Source organism: Streptomyces sp. NPDC004542 (assembly GCF_040610035.1).
Lineage (GTDB): Bacteria > Actinomycetota > Actinomycetes > Streptomycetales > Streptomycetaceae > Streptomyces.
The window spans coordinates 35,785-58,206 of sequence record NZ_JBEXLP010000006.1; the positions used below are offsets into that span (position 1 = coordinate 35,785).

The following is a 22,422-nucleotide window of genomic DNA, read 5'->3' on the forward strand; positions in this document are numbered from 1 at the left end:
TCTGTGGGTTCACTGGTCGGAGGCGTCGGACTTGTCGACCCCGTCCCAGACGTTCGCGTACCAGGGGCGGTCGGCCGCCACCAGGTCGGCCCGCGCCTGCTTGGTCGCGTCCGGGTCGATCACGACGTATCCGGTCTCCCCCGGCATCACATAGTGCAGCCGCCGCCGGATCTGCTGCTCGGCGTACGCGTCGTCCTGCCACCGCGCCTTGAGGTCGCGCAGCTGTTCGACCCGCTCCGCGGCCTGCTGCTTCTGCCGCTGCAGGTCGGCGATCTGGGCGCGCTGCGAGACGTACTGCCGCATCGGGTAGGCCAGGGCCACCACCAGGGTGCACACCACGAGGGCGAGCAGCGCGGCCCGGCTGGTGAGCCGGGACCGGTGGGCCTGCCGTTTGGTCTGGGAGCGGTAGACCCGGGCCGCCGTCTGCTCGCCGAGCAGCCGGATCCTGGTCGCGGTGGAGAAACGGTCCCGTTCCTTCGCGGCCATCTGGCTCTCCGCCTCCCCTGGTGTTTCCTACGTGCGTACGTCCCCGGACACGGTACGGGACCGGGTACGGGGACGTACGTACGACTGGCTAGGCCTCACTCGTGGTTGACCGGTTGGGTCAGCCCTCCAAGACCTCGGCGGACGCCTTGCCGTGCCTACTGGTTCGCGGAGCGGAACCGCGGGAACGCGCTGCGGCCGGCGTAGACCGCCGCGTCGTCGAGGATCTCCTCGATGCGCAGCAGCTGGTTGTACTTGGCGACGCGCTCGGAGCGGGCCGGGGCACCGGTCTTGATCTGGCCGCAGTTGGTGGCGACGGCCAGGTCGGCGATGGTGACGTCCTCGGTCTCGCCGGAGCGGTGGGACATCATGCACTTGAAGCCGTTGCGCTGGGCCAGCTCGACGGCGTCCAGGGTCTCGGTCAGCGAGCCGATCTGGTTGACCTTGACCAGCAGGGCGTTGGCGGTGCCCTCCTCGATGCCGCGGGCCAGGCGCTCCGGGTTGGTGACGAACAGGTCGTCGCCGACGATCTGGACCTTGTCGCCGAGCTTGTCGGTGAGGACCTTCCAGCCGGCCCAGTCGTCCTCGAACAGCGGGTCCTCGATGGAGACCAGCGGGTAGGCCGCGACGAGCTCCTCGTAGTACTCCGTCATCTCGGCGGCCGAGCGGGACTTGCCCTCGAACTCGTACTTGCCGTCCTTGTAGAACTCGGACGCGGCGACGTCGAGCGCGAGCGCGATCTGCTCGCCCGGGATGTAGCCGGCCTGCTTGATCGCCTCGATGATGAGGTCGAGGGCGGCGCGGTTGGACTCGAGGTTCGGGGCGAAGCCGCCCTCGTCGCCGAGGCCGGTGGCCAGGCCCTTGGACTTCAGGACCTTCTTCAGGGTGTGGTAGACCTCGGCGCCCCAGCGCAGCGCCTCGGAGAAGGACTCCGCGCCGATCGGGGCGATCATGAACTCCTGGATGTCCACGTTGGAGTCGGCGTGCGAGCCGCCGTTCAGGATGTTCATCATCGGCACCGGCAGCAGGTGCGCGTTCGGGCCGCCCAGGTAGCGGAAGAGGGGGAGGTCGCTGGCCTCGGAGGCGGCGTGGGCCACGGCGAGCGAGACGCCGAGGATGGCGTTGGCGCCCAGGGAGCCCTTGTTGTCGGTGGCGTCGAGGTCGAACATCGCCTGGTCGATCAGACGCTGCTCGGTGGCGTCGTAGCCGACCAGCTCCGGGCCGATCTGCTCGATGACGGCGAGGACGGCCTTCTCGACGCCCTTGCCCAGGTAGCGGTTGGGGTCACCGTCGCGGAGCTCGATGGCCTCGAAGGCGCCGGTGGAGGCGCCGGACGGGACGGCGGCACGACCCGTGCTGCCGTCGTCGAGGCCGACCTCGACCTCGACCGTGGGGTTGCCTCGGGAGTCCAGGATTTCCCGGGCTACGACGACGTCGATGGACGGCACGAGCATCTCCTTCTTGGATGTGACGCTGAAAGTGCGGGGCTGGTGTGCCTTGCGACTAGAGCCTAACCGTCCCCGGGGCGTCAGCAGCCGACCGACCGTCCCGTGGACACGGCGACGGTACACATTGTTCCTGCCCGGAACAAAGGGCGGGGAGGCAAATTCGTGCGGAAGGACAAGTCGAAGGACAAGTCGAAGGACAAGAAGGAGCGGGAGGGAGGGGAACGGGCGGGAGGAGAAGAGGGGAGGGGGAGGAGGGAGGGGAGGAGGGAAGAGAAAACCCCGCCCCGGTGCGTGCGGGGGAACACGCACCGGGGCGGGGAGCCCCACGGGGGACGGGGGCGGGACCCTCACGGGTCCCATCATGGGGGCCACGGATGTGAGGGCGCTGTGGCTCTGCTACCAGCCGGGTGTCACTTCAGGTGCAGCTGCTGGCCGGGGTAGATGACGTCGGCGTCGGCGATGATGTCCTTGTTCAGCCGGAACAGCTTCTGCCAGCCGCCGGCGACGTGGTGCTTCGCGGCGATCGAGCTGAGGGTGTCACCCTTGACGACCTTGTACTCGCCGTCGCCCTTCTTGACCTTCTTGCCGGTCGGGGTGGTGACGGTCTTCTTGGCGGCCGGGCGCTCCGCGGAGCGGGAGGCGGCCTGCTGGTCGGCCGAGCGGCTGGTGCTGCCGGCGGAGCCCGAGGAACCGGCGGAGCTCGAAGAGCCGGAGGAGCCCGAAGAGCCGGCGGAGCCGCTGCTCGAACCGGTGTAGGCGGCGCCGGACAGGCCCTTGCCGCAGACCGGCCAGGCACCCTTGCCCTGCGCGGCGAGGACCTTCTCGGCGACGGATATCTGCTGGGCCTTGGAGGCCTGGTTGGCCTGGGGGGCGTACTGCGTGCCGCCGTACGCGGCCCAGGTGGAGGCGGAGAACTGCAGACCGCCGTAGTAGCCGTTACCGGTGTTGATGGACCAGTTGCCGCCGGACTCGCACTGGGCGACCGTGTCCCACTCGGAGGCGGTGGCGGCGGAGGCGTTGCCGGCCGCCATCAGCGGGGCGGCGACGGCGGCGCCGGTGACACCGGCGACTGCGATGGCGCGGACGGCCTTGGACGGACGGCGGTGCTTGCCCTTGCCGGAAAACAGCATGGATCGATCCCCTCACCGACGCCTGCGAGGTGAGCTGTCGGGTTCGGGCCGGTTGAGTTGCCCGGCCGTAACTCGCACGGTTCTCGTGCGAGGCACGGCTCCACCCCTAGCCGTCCCCGGTGGTCTGTCGACCTCCGGGCCCGGCGCCTACCTTGGGTCCCCCGCTCCTGCCTACGGCGCTTGACGCGACGACTGTTCCCGGGCAGCCGCTGGCAGGATTCGGCGTTGCGGCGGCCGGGGCCCGCGTTGGCGAGCGGTCACGACCGTAGACACGCGATCCGCCGAATTTCAAAGACGATCAGGGCTTCTGAGACTCATCCCACACTTTCACCAAACCGGACAACAAGCCCAAAATGGGGTGTCAACTCCCGCTACTTTGCACCCGTTTCGACACTCAGTTCCAGGGTCTGACCGGCGGCGATGTTGTTCGGGTCGGCCCCGATGGCGTCCTTGTTCGCGGCATAGAGCGCGCGCCATCCGCCCTCGAGGTCAAGGGAGTCGGCGATGGAGGCGAGGGTGTCACCGGCGCGGACGGTGTAGTCGCGTGCGGCGTGACGGCCGGAGGTGGCGCCGTCCTGACCGTTTGTCACGCTTTCGTCCGCACTGTCGCCCCGATGACGGCCGCCACTGATCGCCCCGGTGTCCACAAGACTCCAAGAGCCGCCGGTTTGCCATGAATCGTCCGACTTGTCGATCTCGGGAGACATCGAGGACGAGCTGCCGCCCTCCTGGGGCTTCCCGGAACCGGAGGACGCCGACTTGTCCGACGCGCCGGAACCGGTGGAGCCGGAGGAGTCGTCGGCATCCTGAGAGCCGGCGGCACCGGCGCCCGAGTCGCGCGAGGACGAGGAGCTGGAACCAGAACCGGACGATCCCGACGAACCCGATGAACCAGACGAAGTGTCCGAAGAATCCGCGGACTCCTTGGAGCCCTTGGAGCTCTTGAACCCCTTCACGCCAGACGCGTCAGACGACTTGGACGAAGAGGAGGAATCGCCGGAACCGGATGATCCGGACCCTCCGACGCCCGTGTCCACGTTCACCGAACCGGAGTTCGACGTGAGACCGGAGAGCAGGGCGCAGGTGGTCCAGGGTTCGGTGCCCCGGTCGGCGAGGATCTTCTCGGCGACCGCGATCTGCTGCGAACGGCTGGCCTCGTCCGGGCCGGCGGCGTACGCGAGGCCGCCGTACTTGTCCCAGTCGTCCTGGGAGATCTGCAGACCGCCGTAGTAGCCGTTACCCGTGTTGGCACTCCACGAGCCGCCGCTCTCGCACTCGGCCACCTTGTCCCACGTGGTCCCGTCGGCCGCGTGTGCCGCGGATGCGCCGAGCAGCGGGATGGCGATGGCGGAGCCGGTCACTCCGGCCGCGACGAGGAGGGCCGGAGCCTGACGGGGGCGACGGTGGCGACCGTTCCCGGAGAGCATGCGGTGACCTTTCGCAAGACAGCAGTGACCAGCGCGGCGACTGCGGAGAGACGCCGCGCTGACGAGTGAACGTATCGGCAGACGATCACTTGTCACAAGTTAATGCCGCGCAGATCACGTGAAGATCACAAAGTTGAGCGCGTGTCATCTTTCGCGCGGGCCCTTCCCCGCTCACCCGTCGGTCACCGCACGGGCGTGAACTCCACGGGCAGGGTGCGCAGTCCGCGCATGATGAGTCCCCCACGCCACCGCAGATCGGCCGGTTCCACCGCGAGCCGGAGGTCGGGAAGGCGGGTGAGGAGGGTGGCGAGTGCGGTCTGGCCCTCCAGCCGGGCGAGCGGGGCGCCGAGGCAGTAGTGGATTCCATGGCCGTAACCGAGGTGCTGGTTGTCACGTCGTCCGAGGTCGAGGACGTCCGGGTCAGCGAACCGCTCGGGATCCCGGTCCGCGGCGGCGAGTACGACGAGGACCGGGTCGCCGGGTGCGATGTCCTGCCCGCCGACGGTGACCGGCCGGGTGGCGAACCGCCAGGTGGCGAGCTCCACCGGGCCGTCGTAGCGCAGGAGTTCCTCGACACCGGTCTCCAGCAGGTCCCGTTCGCCGCGCGCCAGGGAGGCCTGCAGCAGCTGGCGCTGCCGCGGGTGGGTGAGCAGGGCGTAGGTGCCGTTGCCGATGAGGTTGACGGTCGTCTCGAACCCCGCGAACAAGAGGATGAACGCCATGGCGGCGGCCTCGTTCTCGGTGAGGTGCTCCCCGTGGTCGGAGGCGCGGATGAGACCGGAGATGAGGTCCTCGCCGGGCGCCGGTACGGCCGGGAGCGCCTCGCGCTTCCGGTGGATGAGCTCGGCGAGGTAGCCGCGCATCTTCTTCACCGACCGCGCGACCCCGCCGCGCGGTCCTCCGCCGTGCCGGATCATCATGCCCGCCCAGTCCCGGAAGTCGTCCTGGTCCTCGCGCGGGACGCCGAGCAGGTCGCAGATGGCGTAGATGGGGAGCGGGAAGGCGAACTCGTGGATGAGATCGGCCGAGCCCTTCGCGGCGAACCCGTCGATGAGCCGGTCCGTCAGCTCCCGTACCCGCGGCGCGAACTCGGCGACGCGGCGCGGAGTGAACGCCTTGCTGACCAGCCGGCGCAGCCGGGTGTGGTCCGGCGGGTCGATGTTGAGCAGATGCGTCATCAGCTCGGCCTTGCGCTCCCCCGGAATCCCCGTCTTGCCCTTGGCGTGCGCGGGCTCGTCGTGGTGCGCGGGGTTCTTCGACAGCCGCGGGTCGGCCAGCGCCTGCTTGGCGTCGGCGTACCGGGTGACCAGCCAGGCCTCCACCCCGCTGGGCAGCTTGGTGCGCCGCACGGGCGCGTGCTCCCGGAGCCAGGCGTAGGCCGGGTAGGGGTCGCTCGCGAACTCCCAGGTGAAGAGTTCTGGGCCGGGCGCGCCGGGCGTGCCGGGGGCCGCGTGGGGGTGGGGCTGGTTGGTCACCCCCCGACGGTATCCGGGCCTTCCGGCGCGTGCCTCGGGGGCCGGGGCCGGCCCGCCACACCCTCGGCGGCCCGTATCGCGTCCCGGTAGGCCCGTGCCGCCGCCCTCAGTGCCGCCTCGGGGTCGACGCCGTCCGCCTCGGCACGCGTCGCGAGTGCCAGGAGGTCGTAGCCGATGCCCTCGCCCTGGGGCAGGGGCACGTCCAGGCCCGCGGTGCGCACCCGGGAGGAGAGCTTCGCGGCGAGGGCGAGGCCGGGCTGGCCGAGGGGGACGCCCTCCGTCACGGAGGTGCGCCGCTTCTCGGCCGCCTTGGTCCGCAGCCAGTGCTCCTTGACCTCCTCGGGGGTCTCGGCCGTGGCGTCACCGAAGACGTGCGGGTGGCGGTGGATGAGCTTGGCGACGATGCCGCCGGCCACGTCGTCGATGGAGAAGGGGGCGTCGGGGTTCTCCTCGGCTATGCGGGCGTGGAAGACGACCTGGAGCAGGACGTCGCCCAGTTCCTCGCGCAGCTCCTCGCGGTCGCCGGCCTCGATCGCCTCGACGAGTTCGTACGCCTCCTCGATGCCGTACTTCACCAGGCCCTCGTGGGTCTGCCGGGAGGACCAGGGGCACTCGGCGCGGATGCGGTCCATGACCTGGACGAGGTCGAGGAGGCGGGCACCGGGCAGGTCGTAGGAGGCGGGGAGCAGCTCCAGCTCCGGCATCCGGACCCGGCCGGTGCCGGCCAGGCGGGCCAGGCCGTCCGTCAGGGCCGGCTCGCCCTCGCCCGTCGCCACGACCACCACCGTGTGCCCGCCGGCGCAGGCGTCGACGAGTTCCTGGGCGGTCGGGGCGGCCTCGTCGACTGCCGTCCCGGCCTCGCGCAGGTAGGGCAGCTGCGGATGGGCGCCGTCCGCGCACAGCACGCGGTCGGCGGCGCGCAGCGCCTGCCAGGCGGGCCAGGACAGCAGGCCGGGTGCGACACGGTGGCTGGTGGTGAGCAGGACGATCCGGCCGGGGGCGGCGTCCGGGCCCGGCACCTGGGCGTCTTCGAGGCTGGTGGTGTTCACGCCTCGAACGTAACGCACACCGGCCGGGGGGCTCGCGCGTTGTCCACAGGGCGGGGATGACAGTCGGATCGTGTGACCGGCCTCCGGCCCGGACCCTGCCTACGCCGTCTCCTGTGTCCCGCTCGCCGTGACCTCCCGCAGCCATGGCGTCTTCGCGTCGACCCGGCTGCTCTTCTGCACGTCCCAGGTGCCGTAGCGCGGGTTGAGGTCGACGTGGAGCTCCTCGGACGCGGTGGACAGGGCCTTCCAGAACGCGGGCTGGGTGGTGTCCGTGCCGAGCTCGGTGGCGAGCTTCTGCGCCTCGACCTGGAGGCGCAGATTGTCGTCGAGGCGCGCGGGCGCGATGCCGTACTTCTGCAGCCAGGTCGTCTCCAGCCCCTTCGCCCCGCCCGCCTGCTGCTCCAAGCCGGTGCGCATCCGCTGGATCTCCTTGCGGCTGACCGTGACGCCCTGGTCCTGCGCGGCACGGTGCAGCACCCGGTCGAGGACCATGTTGTGCAGGGTGTCGCGGGTGAGGCTGCTGGTGGAGGCCAGGACCTGCTGGTACTGCGCCTCGTCCGGCACCGCGGCCTGCTGCGCCCGGCGCACCTCGTTCACCCGGCTCTCCAGCTGGGCGACGGTGATCCGCTGTCCGCCGACGACGGCCGCCGCGCCGGCGTGCGCGTCGTTTCCGCAGGCGGCGAGCAGGGGAGCCGCGGCGGCGATCGCGGCGGACAGGACGAGCGCGGTGCGACGGCGGCGGTGCAAGGGGACCTCCAAGGGAGATTGCAATAACAGGTGCGGCGCGCCAGCGCCTCCTCCGTCAGGGGTGGTGATCGGGCGACGAGCGGGCGCACAAGGTCTTGCGATGATCGATGGTAGGCAGTGGGCAAGCTCTGGCCAACCCATTCGACCAACGATTCGCGCGCGCTTCGGGCACCGCCGCGCGTCCCGGGAGGCCGCCGGTCAGCCGGTGATGGCCACCGGCGCGTCCCACGCGTCACGGTCGACGGTGATCGTGACGCCGCCGTGCGTCTCCTTGCTGTTGACCATGTACTGGTGGGCGCGGCTGTGGTTGGTGAACTGGGTGGAGCCCCACGGCCAGTCCGCGGTCGTGGTGTTCTGCTTGTCCCACAGCGCGTACCAGAGGTTGCCGGGCAGGTCCGTCTTGTCCGTGGCGGTGGCGACGGCCTTCGCGCTGGAACTGGTGAAGCCGTAGTAGCCGGAGCGGTACGTCTTGGCGCGCAGGCCCTTGTCGAAGGCACGCACGTACGTCAGCACGGCGTCGTTGCACGACTTGTTCGTGGTGTCGTACGCCTCCATGTCCAGGTAGACCGGGCTGCCCGCCTTCATGCCGAGCGCGGAGGCCTTGGCCACGGCGTCGGCGGCGTCGGACGCGCCGAGTGAGGCGGCGGTGGAGGCGGTCAGCTTCTCCGGGTTGGAGCCGGACTGGCAGGGCGGCTGGGCGCCGACGTAGAGCGGGATCAGCTTCCAGCCGAGGCCGCTGACGTACTTCACCCAGGAGGCGGTGAGGTTGGGCTGGGCGCAGCCGCGGTTCTTGCCGCCCACGTAGACGGCGGCGGCGCCGTAGAACCCGGTGTGCCAGGCCTTCATCGCGGACTGGGAGGGCGCGGCGCAGGTGTCGAAGGCGCGGCCCGTGTACGTCTTCTGCGCGGGCCAGGTGGTGGCGGCCATGGAGGTCTGCGCGGCGATCCCCGCTCCGGCCACGACGGCGGCACCGGCGACGGCCCACGTGACGTACCTGCGCTTCTTGGAGTGCCGATGGCTCGACATGGAAGACCCCACCCCTGTAGTGCTGTGTGCGAAAACCGCGCGGCGATTCGCGTGGCGAAAAGTGCATGGCGAAGACTGCGTGGCACAAACGGACCGCAACCTATCCCGCGCCGTCCCCCCGTTCGGGAAACCCCGCCCCAGGAAGATCACAAGGATCTCCCAGGAAACGGCAAAGACTAGCCACGGACCTGTCCCAGCCACTGCAGGGTCCGCCTGACCTCGGCGGCCAGCGGGTGCCCGGGTCCGTGCAGGCGCTCCACGTCCAGCACGAGGCGCGCGAGCGTGTCGTGGGCGGCGGGCCGGTCACCGAGGGCGAGCAGCAGGTGACCGATGCGGCGGCGGACGTCGTGGGCGAGCTGCGGGTCGCCGGAGACGTACTGGTTCTCGTAGTACGGCAGCAGCGCGCGGTATTCGGCCAGTGCCGCCGCGGGTTCGCCCAGCTGTTCCAGGCACTGGGCGGCTTCGTAGCGGAAACGCAGGGACTGCGGGTCGGCCTGGCCGGCCTCGGCGGCGCGTTCGTCGGCCAGGCGGCGCAGTTCGGGCAGCGCGCGCCGGTACTGGCCGTCGTCCATGAGTGTGGCCGCGTACTGCTTGCGCAGGGTGCGGACCACCGGGGAGTGCTCGCCGTGCTGCTCGGCCGCGGCGGGCAGGATCGCGCCGAGTATGTCCACCGCCTGCGTGATGCGGCCCTCGCCGAGCAGTCGCTTGACCTCGTCGACGGCGGCGGCGACATCGGGCTTCTCGGTCACCGGCGGGGCGGGCGCCACGGGGGCGGGCTGCGGCGCGGGGGTGCGCGCGCGGTCCGGCCAGGGGGCGTGCGGGCGCAGGAAGGGGCGCGTCGGGTCGAGCGGGGCTCCGGTGGGTGTCCCGCGCGCGGGCAGGAGCAGCGCGAGGTGCTCGTACACCTCCTGCGCGGAGGCCGGCCGGTGCTGCGGGTCCTTGGCCAGCAGGCGCAGGACCAGCGCTTCGAGGGCTTCGGGGACCTCGGGGCGGAGCCGGCGCACGGGCAGCGGCGGCTCGTACAGGTGCCGGTGGAGCACGCCCAGCGCCGTCGAGCCCGCGAACGGGACGTTCCCGCTGAGCAGTTCGTGCAGCAGCACACCGAGCGCGTACAGGTCGGTGTACGGGCCGACCGCGCCACCCATCGCCTGCTCCGGCGCCATGTAGGCGGGCGAGCCGATGGGCGAACCGGTGTGCGTCAGCCGCGTGGTGTCGGTGTCCATCACGGACGCCACGCCGAGGTCGAGGACGGTGACCGTGCCGTCCTGCTTCACCATCACGTTGCGCGGCTTGAGGTCGCGGTGCACGATCGGCACCGCGTGCACGGCGCTCAGCACGGCGCACAGCTGCGCGGCCACCGCGACCGCCCACTGCCACGGGTACGGGTCGTGCTCGGCGAGGTGGTCGGAGAGGTCGGCGCCGTCGACGTACTGCATGACGAGGAACAGCTCCTCGCCCTCACTGCCCGCGTCGTGCACGGTCACCAGCCCCGGGTGGTCGACCTGCGCGGTCACCCGGCACTCGCGCACGAACCGGCGGCGCAGCTCGTCGGCCTCCTGCCCGGCCACCTTGTCGGGACGCAGCAGCTTCACCGCGACGCGCCGGTCGAGCCGCTGGTCGTACGCGGTCCACACCTGGCCCATGCCGCCCTGCCCGATGAGCGTGGACAGCTCGTAGCGGCCGGCGACGACGCGTCCTTGCGCCACGGTCACCTTCCGCCCTCGGGATTGCCGTCGTGGTGGCGCAGGTAGTCACTCAGTTCGTCCAGCTCCGCGCGCACCTGCTCGATCCGTGCGGGCGCCGGGCGCTGGGGCGGCGGCGGGGTGGGTATCGGCGGCCGGGGCAGCGGCGTGTGCGGCATCGGGGGCGGGGTGTGCGGGCTCTGCGGCGTCCGCGGCGCGGTCGCCGCGGTGAACGGCGGCTGCGGCTGCGGCTGCGGCTGCGGCTGCGGGTAGCCGTACGCCGCCACGGGCCGCTGCGCCCGGAAGGCGCGGTCGAGCCGATGGAAATGGCGTATGTCCGCGGCCAGGTAGTACGCCGCCGCGGCCACGAGCGCGCCGAGGAGCAGGGTGAGGCCCAGATAGCCGCCCGGGGTGTGGATGTCGTCGCCGGGCTCGCTGCCCAGCAGCACGATGCTGAGGACGTCGGCCGCGAGCACCGCCACGAACAGGCCCCAGTCCAGCGACCTGCGCGTCACGACGGCCAGGCGCAGCAGCATCACCCAGGCGAAGAAACCGAAGCTGAAGAACGCGATCACCACGAACAGCACACGCAGGAAGACCAGCCACCCGACGTGCGGCGGCTGCTTCACCGGCTGTGCGTAGCCGTGGCCTTGCATGGCTGCTCCTGTTGCCTGAAGAGGGCGTGCGCTTGTCGCCTTGAGCGTATAGGCCGACACGGACAAGCGGTCCCTGGTTGTACCGAACCGTTGTCGTGCTGATCACATGGCCGGTTCAGCCGGGCGCCATCGTGCCGTCCGTCAGGCCGTCGTACATCCCGCGCACGAACTCCTCGCCGAGCCGGCCCGCGTGCCTGAGAGCCCGCTCGAACTCGTCGAGGGCCCGGAACCGGGCGCCGTAGCGCCGCTGTTCGTCGAGCGGGAGCCGGGGCAACTGGAGGCGGCGCACGTCGAGCCGGGTGGCGGTGGACGCGTAGCTGCTGGCCTGGCGGTTGTTGGCGGTACCGCGCAGGAAGCCGGCGAGGAACCACGAATCGAGCGCGGCGGGATCGGGGCGCAGCAGGACGAGGTGGCGTCCCAGGGCGGCGCCCGCCGTCGTGTCGTCGATCACGCGTGCCACCGAGCCGCCGCCGAGCACCGGGACGACGACGTCGCCCGGCTCCGTCAGTACGGCCTCCTCGTCGCTTTCGGGGAACGTCCCCGAGGGCGCGGTGCCGGCGAGGACGTCGTGGTCGGTGAGGACGGGCACGCGCGTGTGGCCGCCGCTTCCGCCCGTGCGCATCACCAGCGCACCGCCGCGCGCGAGTTCGCCGACGGTGGTCAGCGGCCAGCGCGCGGGCCGCGCGGAGCCGGCCGGGGGCGGGGTGAGGCCGGCGGCCAGGCGCAGTGTCTCGCCGAGGCGTTCGCGCACGGCCGTGAGCTGCCGCGCGCCGTCGGCCGCGGCGGGCGGCGGGAGGTGGCGGGCGGGGGCGAGGTCCACGTCGTCGTCGAGGAGTTCGATGACCGGCACCGAACGGGCCAGCCCCGGCCGTTCCTCGCACCCTCCCTCGCGCTCGGCGGCCCGCCAGGCGCCGAGGACCGCCTCCCGCACGGCCTGCCAGTCGGGCCCGCCGCGCCCCTCGGTGGCGAACCGCCCGGTGTCGGCCAGCAGCACCCGGGGCTCCGCCGGCGTCCGGTCCGGGCGGCGCAGCACCCACAGGTGCAGGGGGAGGCTGTACGGCGGCGCCGCGCCCGCCGGCAGCGCGATCACGGCGCGCAGCGCGCCCCGGCGCAGCAGGTCGGCGCGGATCCGGCGGCCGGAGCGGCGGGAGGCGGCGGCGGGCGGCATCAGCAGCACGGCGGTGCCGCCGTCCCGGAGCCGGGCGAGCGCGTGCTGCACCCAGGCGAGCTCGGACTCGGTGCGTGCCGGGAAGCCGTACTCCCAGCGGGGGTCGTAGGCGAGTTCGTCGTGTCCCCAGTTGCGTTCGTTGAACGGCGGGTGGCACAGGACGGCTTCGGCACGCAGGCCGGGGTAGGCCTCCGCGCGGAGGGTGTCGCCGACGGCGGCGCGCACCGTCACGCGCGCGTGCAGCGCGATGCGCAGCGCGGTGAGCGCGGCGAGTTCGGGGGCGCTGTCCTGGGCGTACAGCTCCTGGCCGGGGCGGGCGTCGACGGCGCGCAGAAGGGCGCCGGTGCCGCAGGCCGGGTCGAGCACGGTGCGGGCGGGGCCGGCGAGCTCGGCCATGAGCCGGGCGAGTTCGGCGGGGGTGAGGGTGTACTGGCGGGGGTTGGCGTCCAGGTGCCGTCCCAGCAGGAACTCGAAGGTCTGCCGTGCGCCCAGTTCGGCGGCGAGTTCGGCGGCGCCGCGCAGGAGGGGGGCGGAGGGGAGCAGTTCGGAGCCGGCCGGGATGTGAACGGCCGGGGCACTGTTCACAGGGTGGGGGGTGTTCACGGCCTCCGTCCCGCCGCTCGCGTCCCTCCGCTGGTGAACGCGGCGGTCCCGCGTCACGCCGAGGCGCGGGACGAGGACCTCCTCGAGCGCGTCGGGCAGCATCGCGGCCAGTCGCGCGTCGGAGCCGGCGCTCACGTCCAGCCAGACGGTGGGGCGTTCGTGGATGAGCAGCAGGACGCAGCCTGCGTGCACCAGGGCCGTGACCGGTCCTCCCGGGTGTCCGGCGAGCTGTTGCCAGACTCGTTCCCGCAGCGGCACCTCGGCGAGTTTGCCCTGCTTGCGCAGCCAGGCCTCGATCTCGGCGAGGGCGAAGGAGGGGCTGGTCTCGGTGCCGCCGACGGGCTTGGGGAAGTCGGCGTGCCGGCGGCGCCAGTTGCTGACGGCGGCGCGGCCGACGCCGGCGAGCCGTGCGATTCCGGCGGCGGTCACTTCTGTCGCGTTGTCCTGCACCCGCCCCGCTCCCCTCGTTCGTGTGAGCCGAGCATAGCCGCGTACACATGATCCGCACATTCACATCCGTGTACATGATTCATCGTGTGAATTGTGTTGACTCGGTTCACAACGTCTGGTCTCATTGACCCGGCGAACGAGCGGCCGCCGGACGGAGGTGGTCGCCACTTCGGAGGGGGACTGCCGTGGGCATGAAGGGCAAGGTCGCGCTGGGCGCTGTCGTAGGGGTCGTCGTCATCGGTGTCGTGTCGGCGAACGCCGGCAACACCCGCAAGGACGGCAAGGACGGCGCCCTGGGCAGCGGCAGCAAGGGGTCCGCCGCCTCCGCCCACCACGAGCCCGGCGGCAAGAAGGACTCGGACAGACCGGGAACCACCGCGAAGAAGGCCGCCTTCGAGGGGGACGGCGACTTCCGGGTCGGCAGGGACATCAAGCCCGGCACCTACCGCACCACCGGCAACACCGGCAACACCGGCAACACCGACGACATGTGCCACTGGGAGCGGGCCGAGGACGCCTCGGGCGAGCTGGACTCGCTGCTGGCCAACGACAACGTCACCGGCACCGGGTACGTCACCGTCAAGGCCACCGACAAACTCTTCAAGTCCAGCGGCTGCGCGGACTGGGAGGCCGTCGGCCCGAAGGCGAAGGGGTCACCCGCCTCGACGGCGGACGGCGACGGCGGCATGTTCGAGGTGGGCACCGACCTCGCCCCGGGCACGTACAGGTCCACCGGCAACGCCGACGGCTCCTGCTACTGGGAGCGCACCAGGAACGCCGAGCACGGCCTCGCCTCCATCATCGCCAACGACAACGTGACCGGCACCGCCGTCGTCACCGTCAAGGCCACCGACGCCTACTTCAAGACCACCGGCTGCGGGGACTGGAAGAAGGCCGGCTGAACCGTCCGCCACCGGGTACCGCACCGGGACGGCACGGGGGGCGCGGCGGCCGGCCGCCGCGCCGCGCCCGCCCGTCACCGCCCCCTCGCTCGCCGTCGCCCGACATCACACCGTTCACCCACTCTCACCAAGGAATTCCCATGCGTCGCACCGCACTTGCCGTCCTCACCCTCGCCGCCGCGACCACCGTCGGACTCACCGGCTGCATGCCGGGGCAGGACAAGGCGGACAGCAAGCCGAAGGGCCCGTTCGCCGGGCTGTCCGGTGGCGAGATCGCCGACCGCGCGATGAAGGCCACCACCGGAGCCTCGTCACTGCGGATGAAGGGCGACGTCGCCGACGGCAGCGACGGCACCATCCGGATCGACATGGCCCTGAACAAGCAGGGCGAGTGCGCCGGCACGATGAGCATGGCCGGCCAGGGCAAGGCCGACCTGATCAAGACCGGGGACACCGTCTACATGAAGTACGACGAAGCGTTTCTGCGCGCGCAGAGCAAGGGCGAGTCCAAGGCGGACACCGACGCGGCCGTGGCGATGCTGGCCGGCAAGTGGACCAAGATGGCCGCCAAGGGCCAGGACGCCAAGGACATCGCGAACTTCTGCGACCTGAACTCGGTGCTCGGCGGCGCCGAGGAGGGCAACTCGGACGCCACCCGCGGCAAGACGACCACCGTCGACGGTACGCCCGCGATCGTGCTGCGCGAGAAGGACGGCAAGGACCGCTACACCCTCTACGTCGCCACCGAGGGCAAGCCGTACGTGCTGCGCGTCGACGGCACGTCCGCCAAGGAGCCGCTGGACCTCGCCTTCAGCGACTACAACCAGCCGGTGCCGGCGAAGAAGCCCGCCGGCAAGATCATCGACCTGGACGCGCTGGGCAGCTGAGGCGGGACCCGGCGCCGCTCCAGCAGCGGCACCGCACGGCGGCGCCGGGACCCGGTGCCGTCAGCCGCCGCACTGCTCCAGCATCATCTGCTTGTCGGCGGTCGTGACGGGCAGGTCGTACTTGAGCGACACCTGGGCGAAGCGGACCGCGTAGGAGCAGCGGATCCGCTTGTTCGGGGGCAGCCAGGTGGCCGGACCCGAGTCGCTCTTGGCGCCGTTGGCGGGCCCGTCCACGGGGATCAGGTTGAGCGGGTCGTTGGCGATGTCCTCACGTTTGCCCTTGGACCAGCGCGAGGCGCCCATCTGCCAGTCGTAGGAGAGCGGCATGACGTGGTCTATCTGCACCTTCGTGGCGTGGGCCTTGGTCCACTCGATGGTCTTGCCGGTGTACGGGTCGTGCAGCGTCATGGAGGTGACGACGCAGTCGGAGCCGGCCCGGAAGCGGACTTCCTCGCCGTCGCGCTTGAGGAGGTCGTTCCGCGTTATCTCTATCCCTCTCCCAATCGCGATGCACATGAGGCACAGCCGTAACCCACTCCTGTCCCTAACCGTTATCAGTCATGCCATGAGGCACATGAGTGACAACGGAGACAGGAAGCAGATCCATGACGTTATGCACAGAGAAGGCCGTCTCGCCCACCACCGGCGAGAGCACCTGGCTCCTGGTCGACGAGGAGACGTACGCGCCCCACCCCGAAGCCCGTGAGTTCTCCCTGTACCTGCGCGGAGCCGGGCGGTCACCGCAGACACAGCGCGCGTACATCCCCAGAATCGGCCGCTTCCTCAATTGGTGCGCAGAGCGGGGCACCGACTGGAAGACCGTCCGACTCGGGGACATGAGCCTGTTCAAGTTCCACGTCGAGCGGACACCGACCCGGTACGGGCGGCCTCCGACCGGCAAGACGGTCAACGCCACGCTCACCGCGGTCTGCGAGTTCCTCCGCTTCTGCGCCGTCCAGGGACACGTGGCCCACGAAGTCGCCGCGCGTCTCAGCGAGCCCCGCTTCCTCGCACACGCCCCGGCCGGTTTCGATCCCGGCGAGGGCGGCCAGCACTTGATGGTCAAAGCCCGCGTCCTGAAGACGCCGGAGATCGAGCGGGCGCCACAGACGCTCACCCGCGCCCAGACGGATCAGATCCTCGACGCCGCTCGCACCGCCCGTGACCGGCTGCTGCTGACCGTCCTCCTGGAGGCAGGCCTCCGCATCGGCGAAGCCCTCGGACTGCGGCGCGAGGACATGCATCTGCTCCCCGACTCCACCCACCTCGGCTGCCCGACCGGTGGCGCGCACTTGCACGTCAGGCCACGACAGGACAACGTCAACGGGGCACGGGCCAAAGCCGGGCGCCCTCGCATGGTTCCGCTGACGCCAGAGGTGGTGCATCGGTATCGCGATCACCTCGCTGAGCGTGAACAGGCGGCCGGCTCCGCCGACTGTGACTACGTCTTCGTCAACCTCGTCGGCGTCCACGCGGGACGCCCCCTGTCGTATTCCAACGCCAAGCAAGTGGTCGAACGGATCGGGAGGCGCTGCGGTCTGACCGCCCGGCCGCACATGATGCGGCACACTGCCGCCACCCGCTGGATCCGTAACGGGGTTGCTCCGGACGTCGTACAGACGCTCCTGGGCCACGCCTCCTCGGCTAGCACCGCCGTATACCTGCACGCCCAGGACGAGGATCTCCGCGCAGCCGTCGCGGCCGTCGACAGCCTCACCTCGGAGCTGCTGCGATGACCGTTGCACCTCTCCGCTCGGCTGTCGTCGCCTCCGTCTCCGCTGAACCGGAGTGGCCGTCATGGCTCGCGGCGCGCATTCCGTCGAGCTGGCGGGCAGATGAGTGGGACCCCGTTCAGGCACTGTTCACTGCCGATCCCGGTAACCCGATGACCAGCGTGTTCGTCTGCTCCGTGGCCTCCTGCACCACCCATGTGGCGAGCAACGGTTCCCGGTGCGACGCCTGCCGGAAAGCCCGATACCTCCTGGGGAACCCTACGGACTTCGACACCACGCACACCCCGGATCCGTCCCGCCGCAGACCCAACACCTCCGCGAACGGTGCGATGCCCGGCGTCTCCCAGTTCTCGCTCGCCGGTGTGAGCCCGCCGGTCCGCCAGGAGCTCCTCTATGGGCTCCAGCAGCGCGACGACGCCGGGATCAGTCTGGTCCCCCAGCGAGTGCGCCGCATTGTGGCCGGCCTCCCCTCCGGACTCGGCTCGCTCCTTGACCTGGACGCCTCCTTCTCCTCCGGGCTTCCGGCTGCGGCCTCCGGCGTCCTGAACGGTGTTCTCCTGCACGTCCGACGCGCACGCGTCGAGTTCGAAGGCACCGATCCGACCTCGGGCGACATATGGGAGTGCGCTCTCATCGGGCTGACGGCCGGACGCGGTCGCAAGTACGCCGCTGTCCACGGCGAGATCGACTTCCGTCCGGTACGGCAGCGTTGGCTGCGGGAACTGGTCAAGGAGTACGGCCGCACGGCACGCCCCAACGTCATGGACCTGCGGCAGACCGTCTACGCCGCGACCATCGCGTCCGCCGCGCTGGCAGGCCGCCCCCACGGGGATGAGCCGGAGCGCCTCGCCATGACTGACATGAACGCCGTAGTGGACCTGTTCCGGATCACCAAGCGGCCTGAGGACGGTCACGACTACTCCACCAGCCACCGCAGAGCCCTGCTCCGTCACTGGCGCACGTTCCTGGATTACGCCCGCCAGGCCGGGATGATGGATCACGTGCCCGGCGGCTTCGCGCTCAACCCCCGCTTCCACAGCATCGCCGCCGTGGAGGTGACCGAGGACGATCTCGGCCGTGCGATCCCCGAGCACATCATCGCCCAACCCAACACACACCTGGGTCTGCTGGGCACCTCGACGGGGTACACGAGCGGCGGCTGGACGGCCGCCGACTTCGCGCGGATGTATCAGGTGGTCTACGCGGTCCTCCGGGACACCGGCCGGCGTCCAGGCGAAGTCACCAGCCTGCGCCGCGACTGCCTGGAGCGGGTCGACGGCAAACCGACGCTGATCTACGACAACCACAAGCGGCGACGACACGGCCGTCGTCTGCCCATCTCGGAGAGCACCGCCCAACTGATCGAAGCCTGGCAGAAGGAGCTCGATGCGCTACCGGCCGTACCGGCTTGCGCCCAGTGGCTGTTTCCCTCTCCAGGACAGCGCAATCGTCCACGCCGCGGGCATCTGAACGCCTCTCATTTCTGCAACCGGATCTTCCGGAACTGGGTCGACGAACTGATCCCTGACCTTGTGGACGACCGTCTCGACGAGGACGGCGCCCTGCTCGCCTACGACCGCACCCAGATCGTCCCGTACGGCTTCCGCCACGCGTACGCCCAACGCCATGCGGACGCGGGCACCCGCCCCGACGTCCTACGGGAACTCATGGACCATCGTTCACTGGACGTCACCATGGGCTACTACAAGGTTTCCCTCAGCCGAAAGCAGGAGGCCGTGCGCACGGTCGCGGCACTCGCCGTCGACCGGCACGGAGCCGCCCGCGGGTTCAGCGGCCCCCTCGCCTACGAGGTGGAAAGCGTCGGGGTTCCCTATGGCGGCTGCACCGAGCCGAGCAACGTCAAGGCCGGCGGCGGGCACTGCCGCATCCGCTTCCAGTGCGCCGGATGCGACTTCTACCGGCCCGATCCCTCCTACCTCCCCGCCCTGGAACAGCAGATCGCGGACCTGCGGGCCGACAAGGAGGCCGCCCTGGCCATGGAGGCCGCCGACTGGGTCGTGCGCAATCTCGACGACCAGATCCGCGCCTACTCGAAGTCGGCCGACGAGATGCGGCGGAAGCTGGACGCGCTGCCCGCCGAGGAGCGGGCAGCCGTCGAATCCGCCTCACGCGAGCTGCGCAAGGCACGTTCGGCAGCGGCCTTCGTCCCCCTGCAGTCGCTGACGACACGGAGCTCGGAATGAAGATCCCTGCTGCTTCCAGCGGCAACGACCGGAACGCTCGGATCGAGCGGCTGCGCGTCAGCCGCGCCAAGGACAGCGAAGAAAAGACGAGGCGTGCACTCGACGCCGTGGATGCCCTTCTCCGCTCGGGGCAACGGATTACCGTCGCCCAAGTGGCACGGGAGGCCTCGGTGTCCACGTGGTTCGTCTACAACCAGCCTCAGGTGCACCAGGCCGTTCAGGACGGCATCACCGCCCAGCGAACGCGAGGTCGTCAGAACTCCCACACTCCAGAAGCGTCCCAGGTGTCTCCGGCCGGGTTGCGGACGGACCTTGCACTGGCCCGCGAAGAGATCAAGGACCTCAAGAAGGAGCGCGATCGGCTCCGTAACCGGGTCAGGCTCTCTCTCGGCGCCGAGTTGGAGGGCGTGAACCAGCACGAGCTGATCGAGCGGGTACAGCAGATCGAGCAGCGGAATACCGCGCTGGAGCAAGCGCTGTCAGAGGCCAGGGATCGGATCGCCGCCCTGGAGGGCCAACTGCGTGAGGCGGAGGACGACCTCACCGCCGCGCGAGCCGGTCTTCGCCGTGCCATGCGGGCCGTTCCGTCCCCATAGCCCTGGCGATACCGCCCACTCGCGGCCGTCCGACTTTCATGCCGTCTTCCGGACAGCCGCGAGGAAGGCCGGCGAAGTGGCCAGGACTTGACCCCACGCACCGGTCAGGACCGCGCTCAGTCGGTGTCCGTCGCGGCCAGCATCGCCAGCCGCCGACGTTCTGGAGATACCGCGACGAGGCCGATGTCCCAGGCCACACGCTCGAACCACTTGGTGTCGGCGCCGAAGGCATACCAAGCGCATGCCCGTGCACTCGCCTCGACCTCTTCCACGAGGCAGCCCTGCGCCGTACCGGAGAGGCCGGCCACGGACTGCCAGGCGGCCAGCCGGCCGTAGGCACCACGGGCCCCGGAGTTGTAGGCACCGCCCGTGGACGCGGCGGCGAAGAGAACCCGCCATGGGTGCTCCGGCGGGCAGGCCGCAACCGACAGGGCGGCCTTCTTCGCCCCCGCACCCTCCAAGCACTTCAGCCCGAGTGCCAACATCATCCTCGGAACCGACTCGGCTTCCAGAGGAGCTGCCAGATCGAAGACTCGTGCTTCGATCCGGCCGTTCGACTCCTCGGCCCAGTTCGTCACAGCAACACCGGTGGCCTTGGCAATGGCTTCGGTCGTCGTCTCCTCGACCGGCGGCACGGGCGCCCGGTCATCACGCGGCACCTCACGGTTCGCCGGCGGCCCGTACGGCATCGAGTGGCTGCCACCGCGCGCGCTGTAGCTCGGCAGATCCGGCCGGCCTTCCAGCTCCAACAGCGCCAACGGCAGCCAACCCAGAGGATGATGCCTCCAGTGCGGCGAGGTCGCCCACCCGGCGATCCCCGGTGACTCCGTGACGTCGACGCCTCTGAGCACCAGCTCATAGACCAGGCACGCCCGAAGTTCCTCAGTGGCGTGTCCAGTGAACGCCACTGCGAGCTCCTCGGTCGGTTGGCTGGAGACCAGCAGGGAGGCGGTATAGCGGTCCAGCTTCCTGTCAGCGGCCTCCGCGGAAGAAACCAGCCGCAGTGCTTGGGCGACGTTGCCGGGATCGGGCGTGGTGGCCAGCAGCCGGAGCAGGTAGTCGAAGACGCTCCTGTACTGCCATATCCGCCCGGCGTCAGAGGCGTAAGCCCCGGCGAGCGCGATAGCGAGGTCCGCGACGAAAGCGGCGTCTCCCCGCCCGAGACTGCGGTCAGCCGTCTTCCACACGTCGGTGACGCTCTTCAGGCCCGGCAACTGCGTCACGATCTTCTGTCTGCGGTCAGCCACGGCAATGGAACCTATGCGTCACGCAGCGCGAAAGCGACAGTATTTCCCCAGGTCACCACAGCCCTCTCAGCCCCCGCACTGCTCAAGCATCATCCTCTTGTCCGGGGCCGTCACCGGGAGCTCGTACTTTTCCGCAACCTGTGCGAAACGGACCGCGTACGAGCACCGGATCGACTTGTTCGGCGGCAGCCAGGACGCTGGACCCGAATCGCGTTTGGCGGAGTTCGTGGAGCCCGAGACCGGCAGAAGATTCAGCACGTCGTTGGCCAGTTGCTGCCTCTTCTCCTTGCTCCAACGCGAGGCACCCATCTGCCAGGCGTACGACAACGGCACTACGTGGTCTATCTGTACCTCGGTGGCCTTGGCCTTCTTCCAGGCGATGTCCTTGCCGGTGTACGGGTCGTACAGGTCCATCGACACGACCACGCAGTCGGAGCCCTTACGGAACTCGACGTCCCGTCCATGAAGTTTCAGCAAGTCGTTCCGGGTGTCACAACCGTTCCTCGCCAGCGGCACCCCATCCGCCGTGTCCATCCACGCATAGCCGAACTTGTCCCGTTCGTAGCCCGTCTTCGGACCACGCCCCTTGACTGTGAGTTCTTCGACGAGTTTGCGCGCCTTCGCCTTGTCCGCCTCCGACGTGAGCGCGCCGAGCCCCGGCTTCGTTCCGTCCGGATTCGTCAGCGGGCTCGCCGCCCGCCCGGCAGCGGCGTCCGGTCCGGATCCGCCGGAGCTTCCGCCCGGCTCCATACCATCACAGCCTGCGACGAGCGTGACGGCGACGGTGACCGTAAGGACGACCCTCTTCCCGCGCGTACGCAGCAGCCTGTGACTCACGTGCCTCTCACTACGCACAGGCGACCACACCCTGCATACGCTGCGAGAACAGCCCCACCACAGCGCGAACCATCGAGATAATCCGCGAGTCGCACCCGTTGTGGGCGAAGGGGATGCCGCCCGGAGCCGAGTCCATCCAGGCGTAGCCGAACTTGTCCCGCTCGTATCCCGTCTTGGGGCCGCGCCCCTTCGTCGCCACCTTCCCGATCAGCGACCGCGCCCTGGCCCTGTCCGCGGAGGACGTGATCGCGGCCAGTCCCGGCTTGGTGCCGTCCGGATTGTCCAGCGGGTTCACCGCCCGGCCGTCGTCGGCGGTCGAGACGGCGGAACCGGAGGGTCCGCCGTCCGCGGGCGGCGCGAGGGCCCTGCAGCCGGCGAGCACGGGTCCGGTGGCGAGCACCGCGGCGGATGCCACGGTCACGCGGCGCAGCACGCAGACGGCGCGGGTGCCGCGGGAACGGGAGCCGGTCCCGGTCCGGGCCGTGCCGTCCCCCGCGGGGAACCAACCGGTCTTCGCTGCGCGGCCCTTGACGTTCAGTGTGGTGACGGCGGTGAGCGCCGCTCCCCCGCCGTCCGCCCCGTCCGCCCCGTCCGACCCGTCCGCCCCGTCCCCCAGACGCCTCACGTGCGCCCTCCCCTTCGCCTCCCCTGGTTCCGCCCTGGCACGGACGG

At 70.6% G+C, this 22,422-nt stretch carries 18 protein-coding genes, 2 pseudogenes and 1 riboswitch; of the genes and pseudogenes, 5 read left to right on the forward strand and 15 right to left on the reverse strand.

Annotated features, from left to right (window positions below; all coding sequences use genetic code 11):
• Window positions 1-9: 9 nt before the first annotated feature.
• The 11 genes from ABZX30_RS05620 to ABZX30_RS05670 all read right to left on the reverse strand — a co-directional run bounded on the left by ABZX30_RS05620 (window position 10) and on the right by ABZX30_RS05670 (window position 13,344).
• Window positions 10-486: a septum formation initiator family protein gene (locus ABZX30_RS05620; protein WP_355929216.1), complete on the reverse strand. Its 477-nt coding sequence runs from the start codon at window positions 484-486 to the stop codon at window positions 10-12.
• A 155-nt stretch (window positions 487-641) separates the two neighbouring features.
• Window positions 642-1,937, reverse strand: a complete 1,296-nt coding sequence (gene eno / locus ABZX30_RS05625) for a phosphopyruvate hydratase (protein WP_355929218.1) — start codon at window positions 1,935-1,937, stop codon at window positions 642-644.
• A 404-nt stretch (window positions 1,938-2,341) separates the two neighbouring features.
• Window positions 2,342-3,061, reverse strand: a complete 720-nt coding sequence (locus tag ABZX30_RS05630; RefSeq protein WP_355929221.1) for a transglycosylase family protein — start codon at window positions 3,059-3,061, stop codon at window positions 2,342-2,344.
• A 4-nt stretch (window positions 3,062-3,065) separates the two neighbouring features.
• Window positions 3,066-3,250, reverse strand: a riboswitch (cyclic di-AMP (ydaO/yuaA leader).
• A gap of 182 nt (window positions 3,251-3,432) precedes the next feature.
• Complete coding sequence (locus ABZX30_RS05635; RefSeq protein WP_355929222.1) at window positions 3,433-4,488, reverse strand: transglycosylase family protein; 1,056 nt, start codon at window positions 4,486-4,488, stop codon at window positions 3,433-3,435.
• 182 nt (window positions 4,489-4,670) lie between these two features.
• Entirely contained in the window at window positions 4,671-5,963 is a 1,293-nt protein-coding gene (locus ABZX30_RS05640; RefSeq protein ID WP_355929225.1) for a cytochrome P450, read from the reverse strand.
• Window positions 5,960-7,012, reverse strand: a complete 1,053-nt coding sequence (locus ABZX30_RS05645; protein ID WP_355929227.1) for a nucleoside triphosphate pyrophosphohydrolase — start codon at window positions 7,010-7,012, stop codon at window positions 5,960-5,962. The genes ABZX30_RS05640 and ABZX30_RS05645 overlap by 4 nt, the downstream gene beginning before the upstream one ends.
• 99 nt (window positions 7,013-7,111) lie before the next feature.
• Window positions 7,112-7,759 carry a SurA N-terminal domain-containing protein gene (locus ABZX30_RS05650; protein WP_355929229.1) on the reverse strand — a complete coding sequence of 216 codons (648 nt, stop codon included), beginning with the start codon at window positions 7,757-7,759 and terminating at the stop codon, window positions 7,112-7,114.
• Between the two features lie 198 nt (window positions 7,760-7,957).
• Window positions 7,958-8,785, reverse strand: coding sequence for a glycoside hydrolase domain-containing protein (locus tag ABZX30_RS05655; protein WP_355929232.1), 828 nt, complete (start codon window positions 8,783-8,785; stop codon window positions 7,958-7,960).
• A 176-nt stretch (window positions 8,786-8,961) separates the two neighbouring features.
• Complete coding sequence (locus ABZX30_RS05660) at window positions 8,962-10,455, reverse strand: serine/threonine-protein kinase (protein ID WP_355929509.1); 1,494 nt, start codon at window positions 10,453-10,455, stop codon at window positions 8,962-8,964.
• 38 nt (window positions 10,456-10,493) lie between these two features.
• Window positions 10,494-11,123, reverse strand: coding sequence for a hypothetical protein (locus ABZX30_RS05665; RefSeq protein ID WP_355929235.1), 630 nt, complete (start codon window positions 11,121-11,123; stop codon window positions 10,494-10,496).
• Window positions 11,124-11,238: 115 nt separating this feature from the next.
• The gene (locus ABZX30_RS05670; protein ID WP_355929238.1) at window positions 11,239-13,344 is read right to left on the reverse strand and encodes an N-6 DNA methylase; all 2,106 of its coding nucleotides are present in this window, start codon (window positions 13,342-13,344) and stop codon (window positions 11,239-11,241) included.
• 185 nt (window positions 13,345-13,529) lie between these two features.
• Here ABZX30_RS05670 and ABZX30_RS05675 point away from each other — a divergent pair, with 185 nt between their 5' ends.
• Entirely contained in the window at window positions 13,530-14,246 is a 717-nt protein-coding gene (locus ABZX30_RS05675) for a hypothetical protein (RefSeq protein WP_355929241.1), read from the forward strand.
• Between the two features lie 140 nt (window positions 14,247-14,386).
• Entirely contained in the window at window positions 14,387-15,133 is a 747-nt protein-coding gene (locus ABZX30_RS05680; protein ID WP_355929244.1) for a hypothetical protein, read from the forward strand.
• A gap of 60 nt (window positions 15,134-15,193) precedes the next feature.
• Here ABZX30_RS05680 and ABZX30_RS05685 read toward each other — a convergent pair.
• A pseudogene (locus tag ABZX30_RS05685) lies at window positions 15,194-15,616 on the reverse strand (HNH endonuclease family protein); the annotation flags it as partial.
• Between the two features lie 122 nt (window positions 15,617-15,738).
• On the opposite strand from ABZX30_RS05685, the gene ABZX30_RS05690 reads away from it, so the two are divergent.
• From ABZX30_RS05690 to ABZX30_RS05700, 3 genes are all read left to right on the forward strand, one after another.
• Window positions 15,739-16,869, forward strand: coding sequence for a tyrosine-type recombinase/integrase (locus ABZX30_RS05690; protein ID WP_355929247.1), 1,131 nt, complete (start codon window positions 15,739-15,741; stop codon window positions 16,867-16,869).
• Between the two features lie 149 nt (window positions 16,870-17,018).
• Complete coding sequence (locus ABZX30_RS05695) at window positions 17,019-19,070, forward strand: site-specific integrase (RefSeq protein ID WP_355929250.1); 2,052 nt, start codon at window positions 17,019-17,021, stop codon at window positions 19,068-19,070.
• Window positions 19,067-19,666 carry a DUF6262 family protein gene (locus ABZX30_RS05700; protein WP_355929252.1) on the forward strand — a complete coding sequence of 200 codons (600 nt, stop codon included), beginning with the start codon at window positions 19,067-19,069 and terminating at the stop codon, window positions 19,664-19,666. The genes ABZX30_RS05695 and ABZX30_RS05700 overlap by 4 nt, the downstream gene beginning before the upstream one ends.
• Before the next feature lie 116 nt (window positions 19,667-19,782).
• Here the strand turns inward: ABZX30_RS05700 and ABZX30_RS05705 are convergent, their stop codons facing one another.
• From ABZX30_RS05705 to ABZX30_RS05715, 3 genes and pseudogenes are all read right to left on the reverse strand, one after another.
• Window positions 19,783-20,913: a DUF6183 family protein gene (locus ABZX30_RS05705; RefSeq protein ID WP_355929254.1), complete on the reverse strand. Its 1,131-nt coding sequence runs from the start codon at window positions 20,911-20,913 to the stop codon at window positions 19,783-19,785.
• Between the two features lie 66 nt (window positions 20,914-20,979).
• Entirely contained in the window at window positions 20,980-21,663 is a 684-nt protein-coding gene (locus tag ABZX30_RS05710; RefSeq protein WP_355929512.1) for an HNH endonuclease family protein, read from the reverse strand.
• Window positions 21,664-21,832: 169 nt separating this feature from the next.
• Window positions 21,833-22,180, reverse strand: a pseudogene (locus ABZX30_RS05715) (HNH endonuclease); the annotation flags it as partial.
• Window positions 22,181-22,422 lie beyond the last annotated feature (242 nt).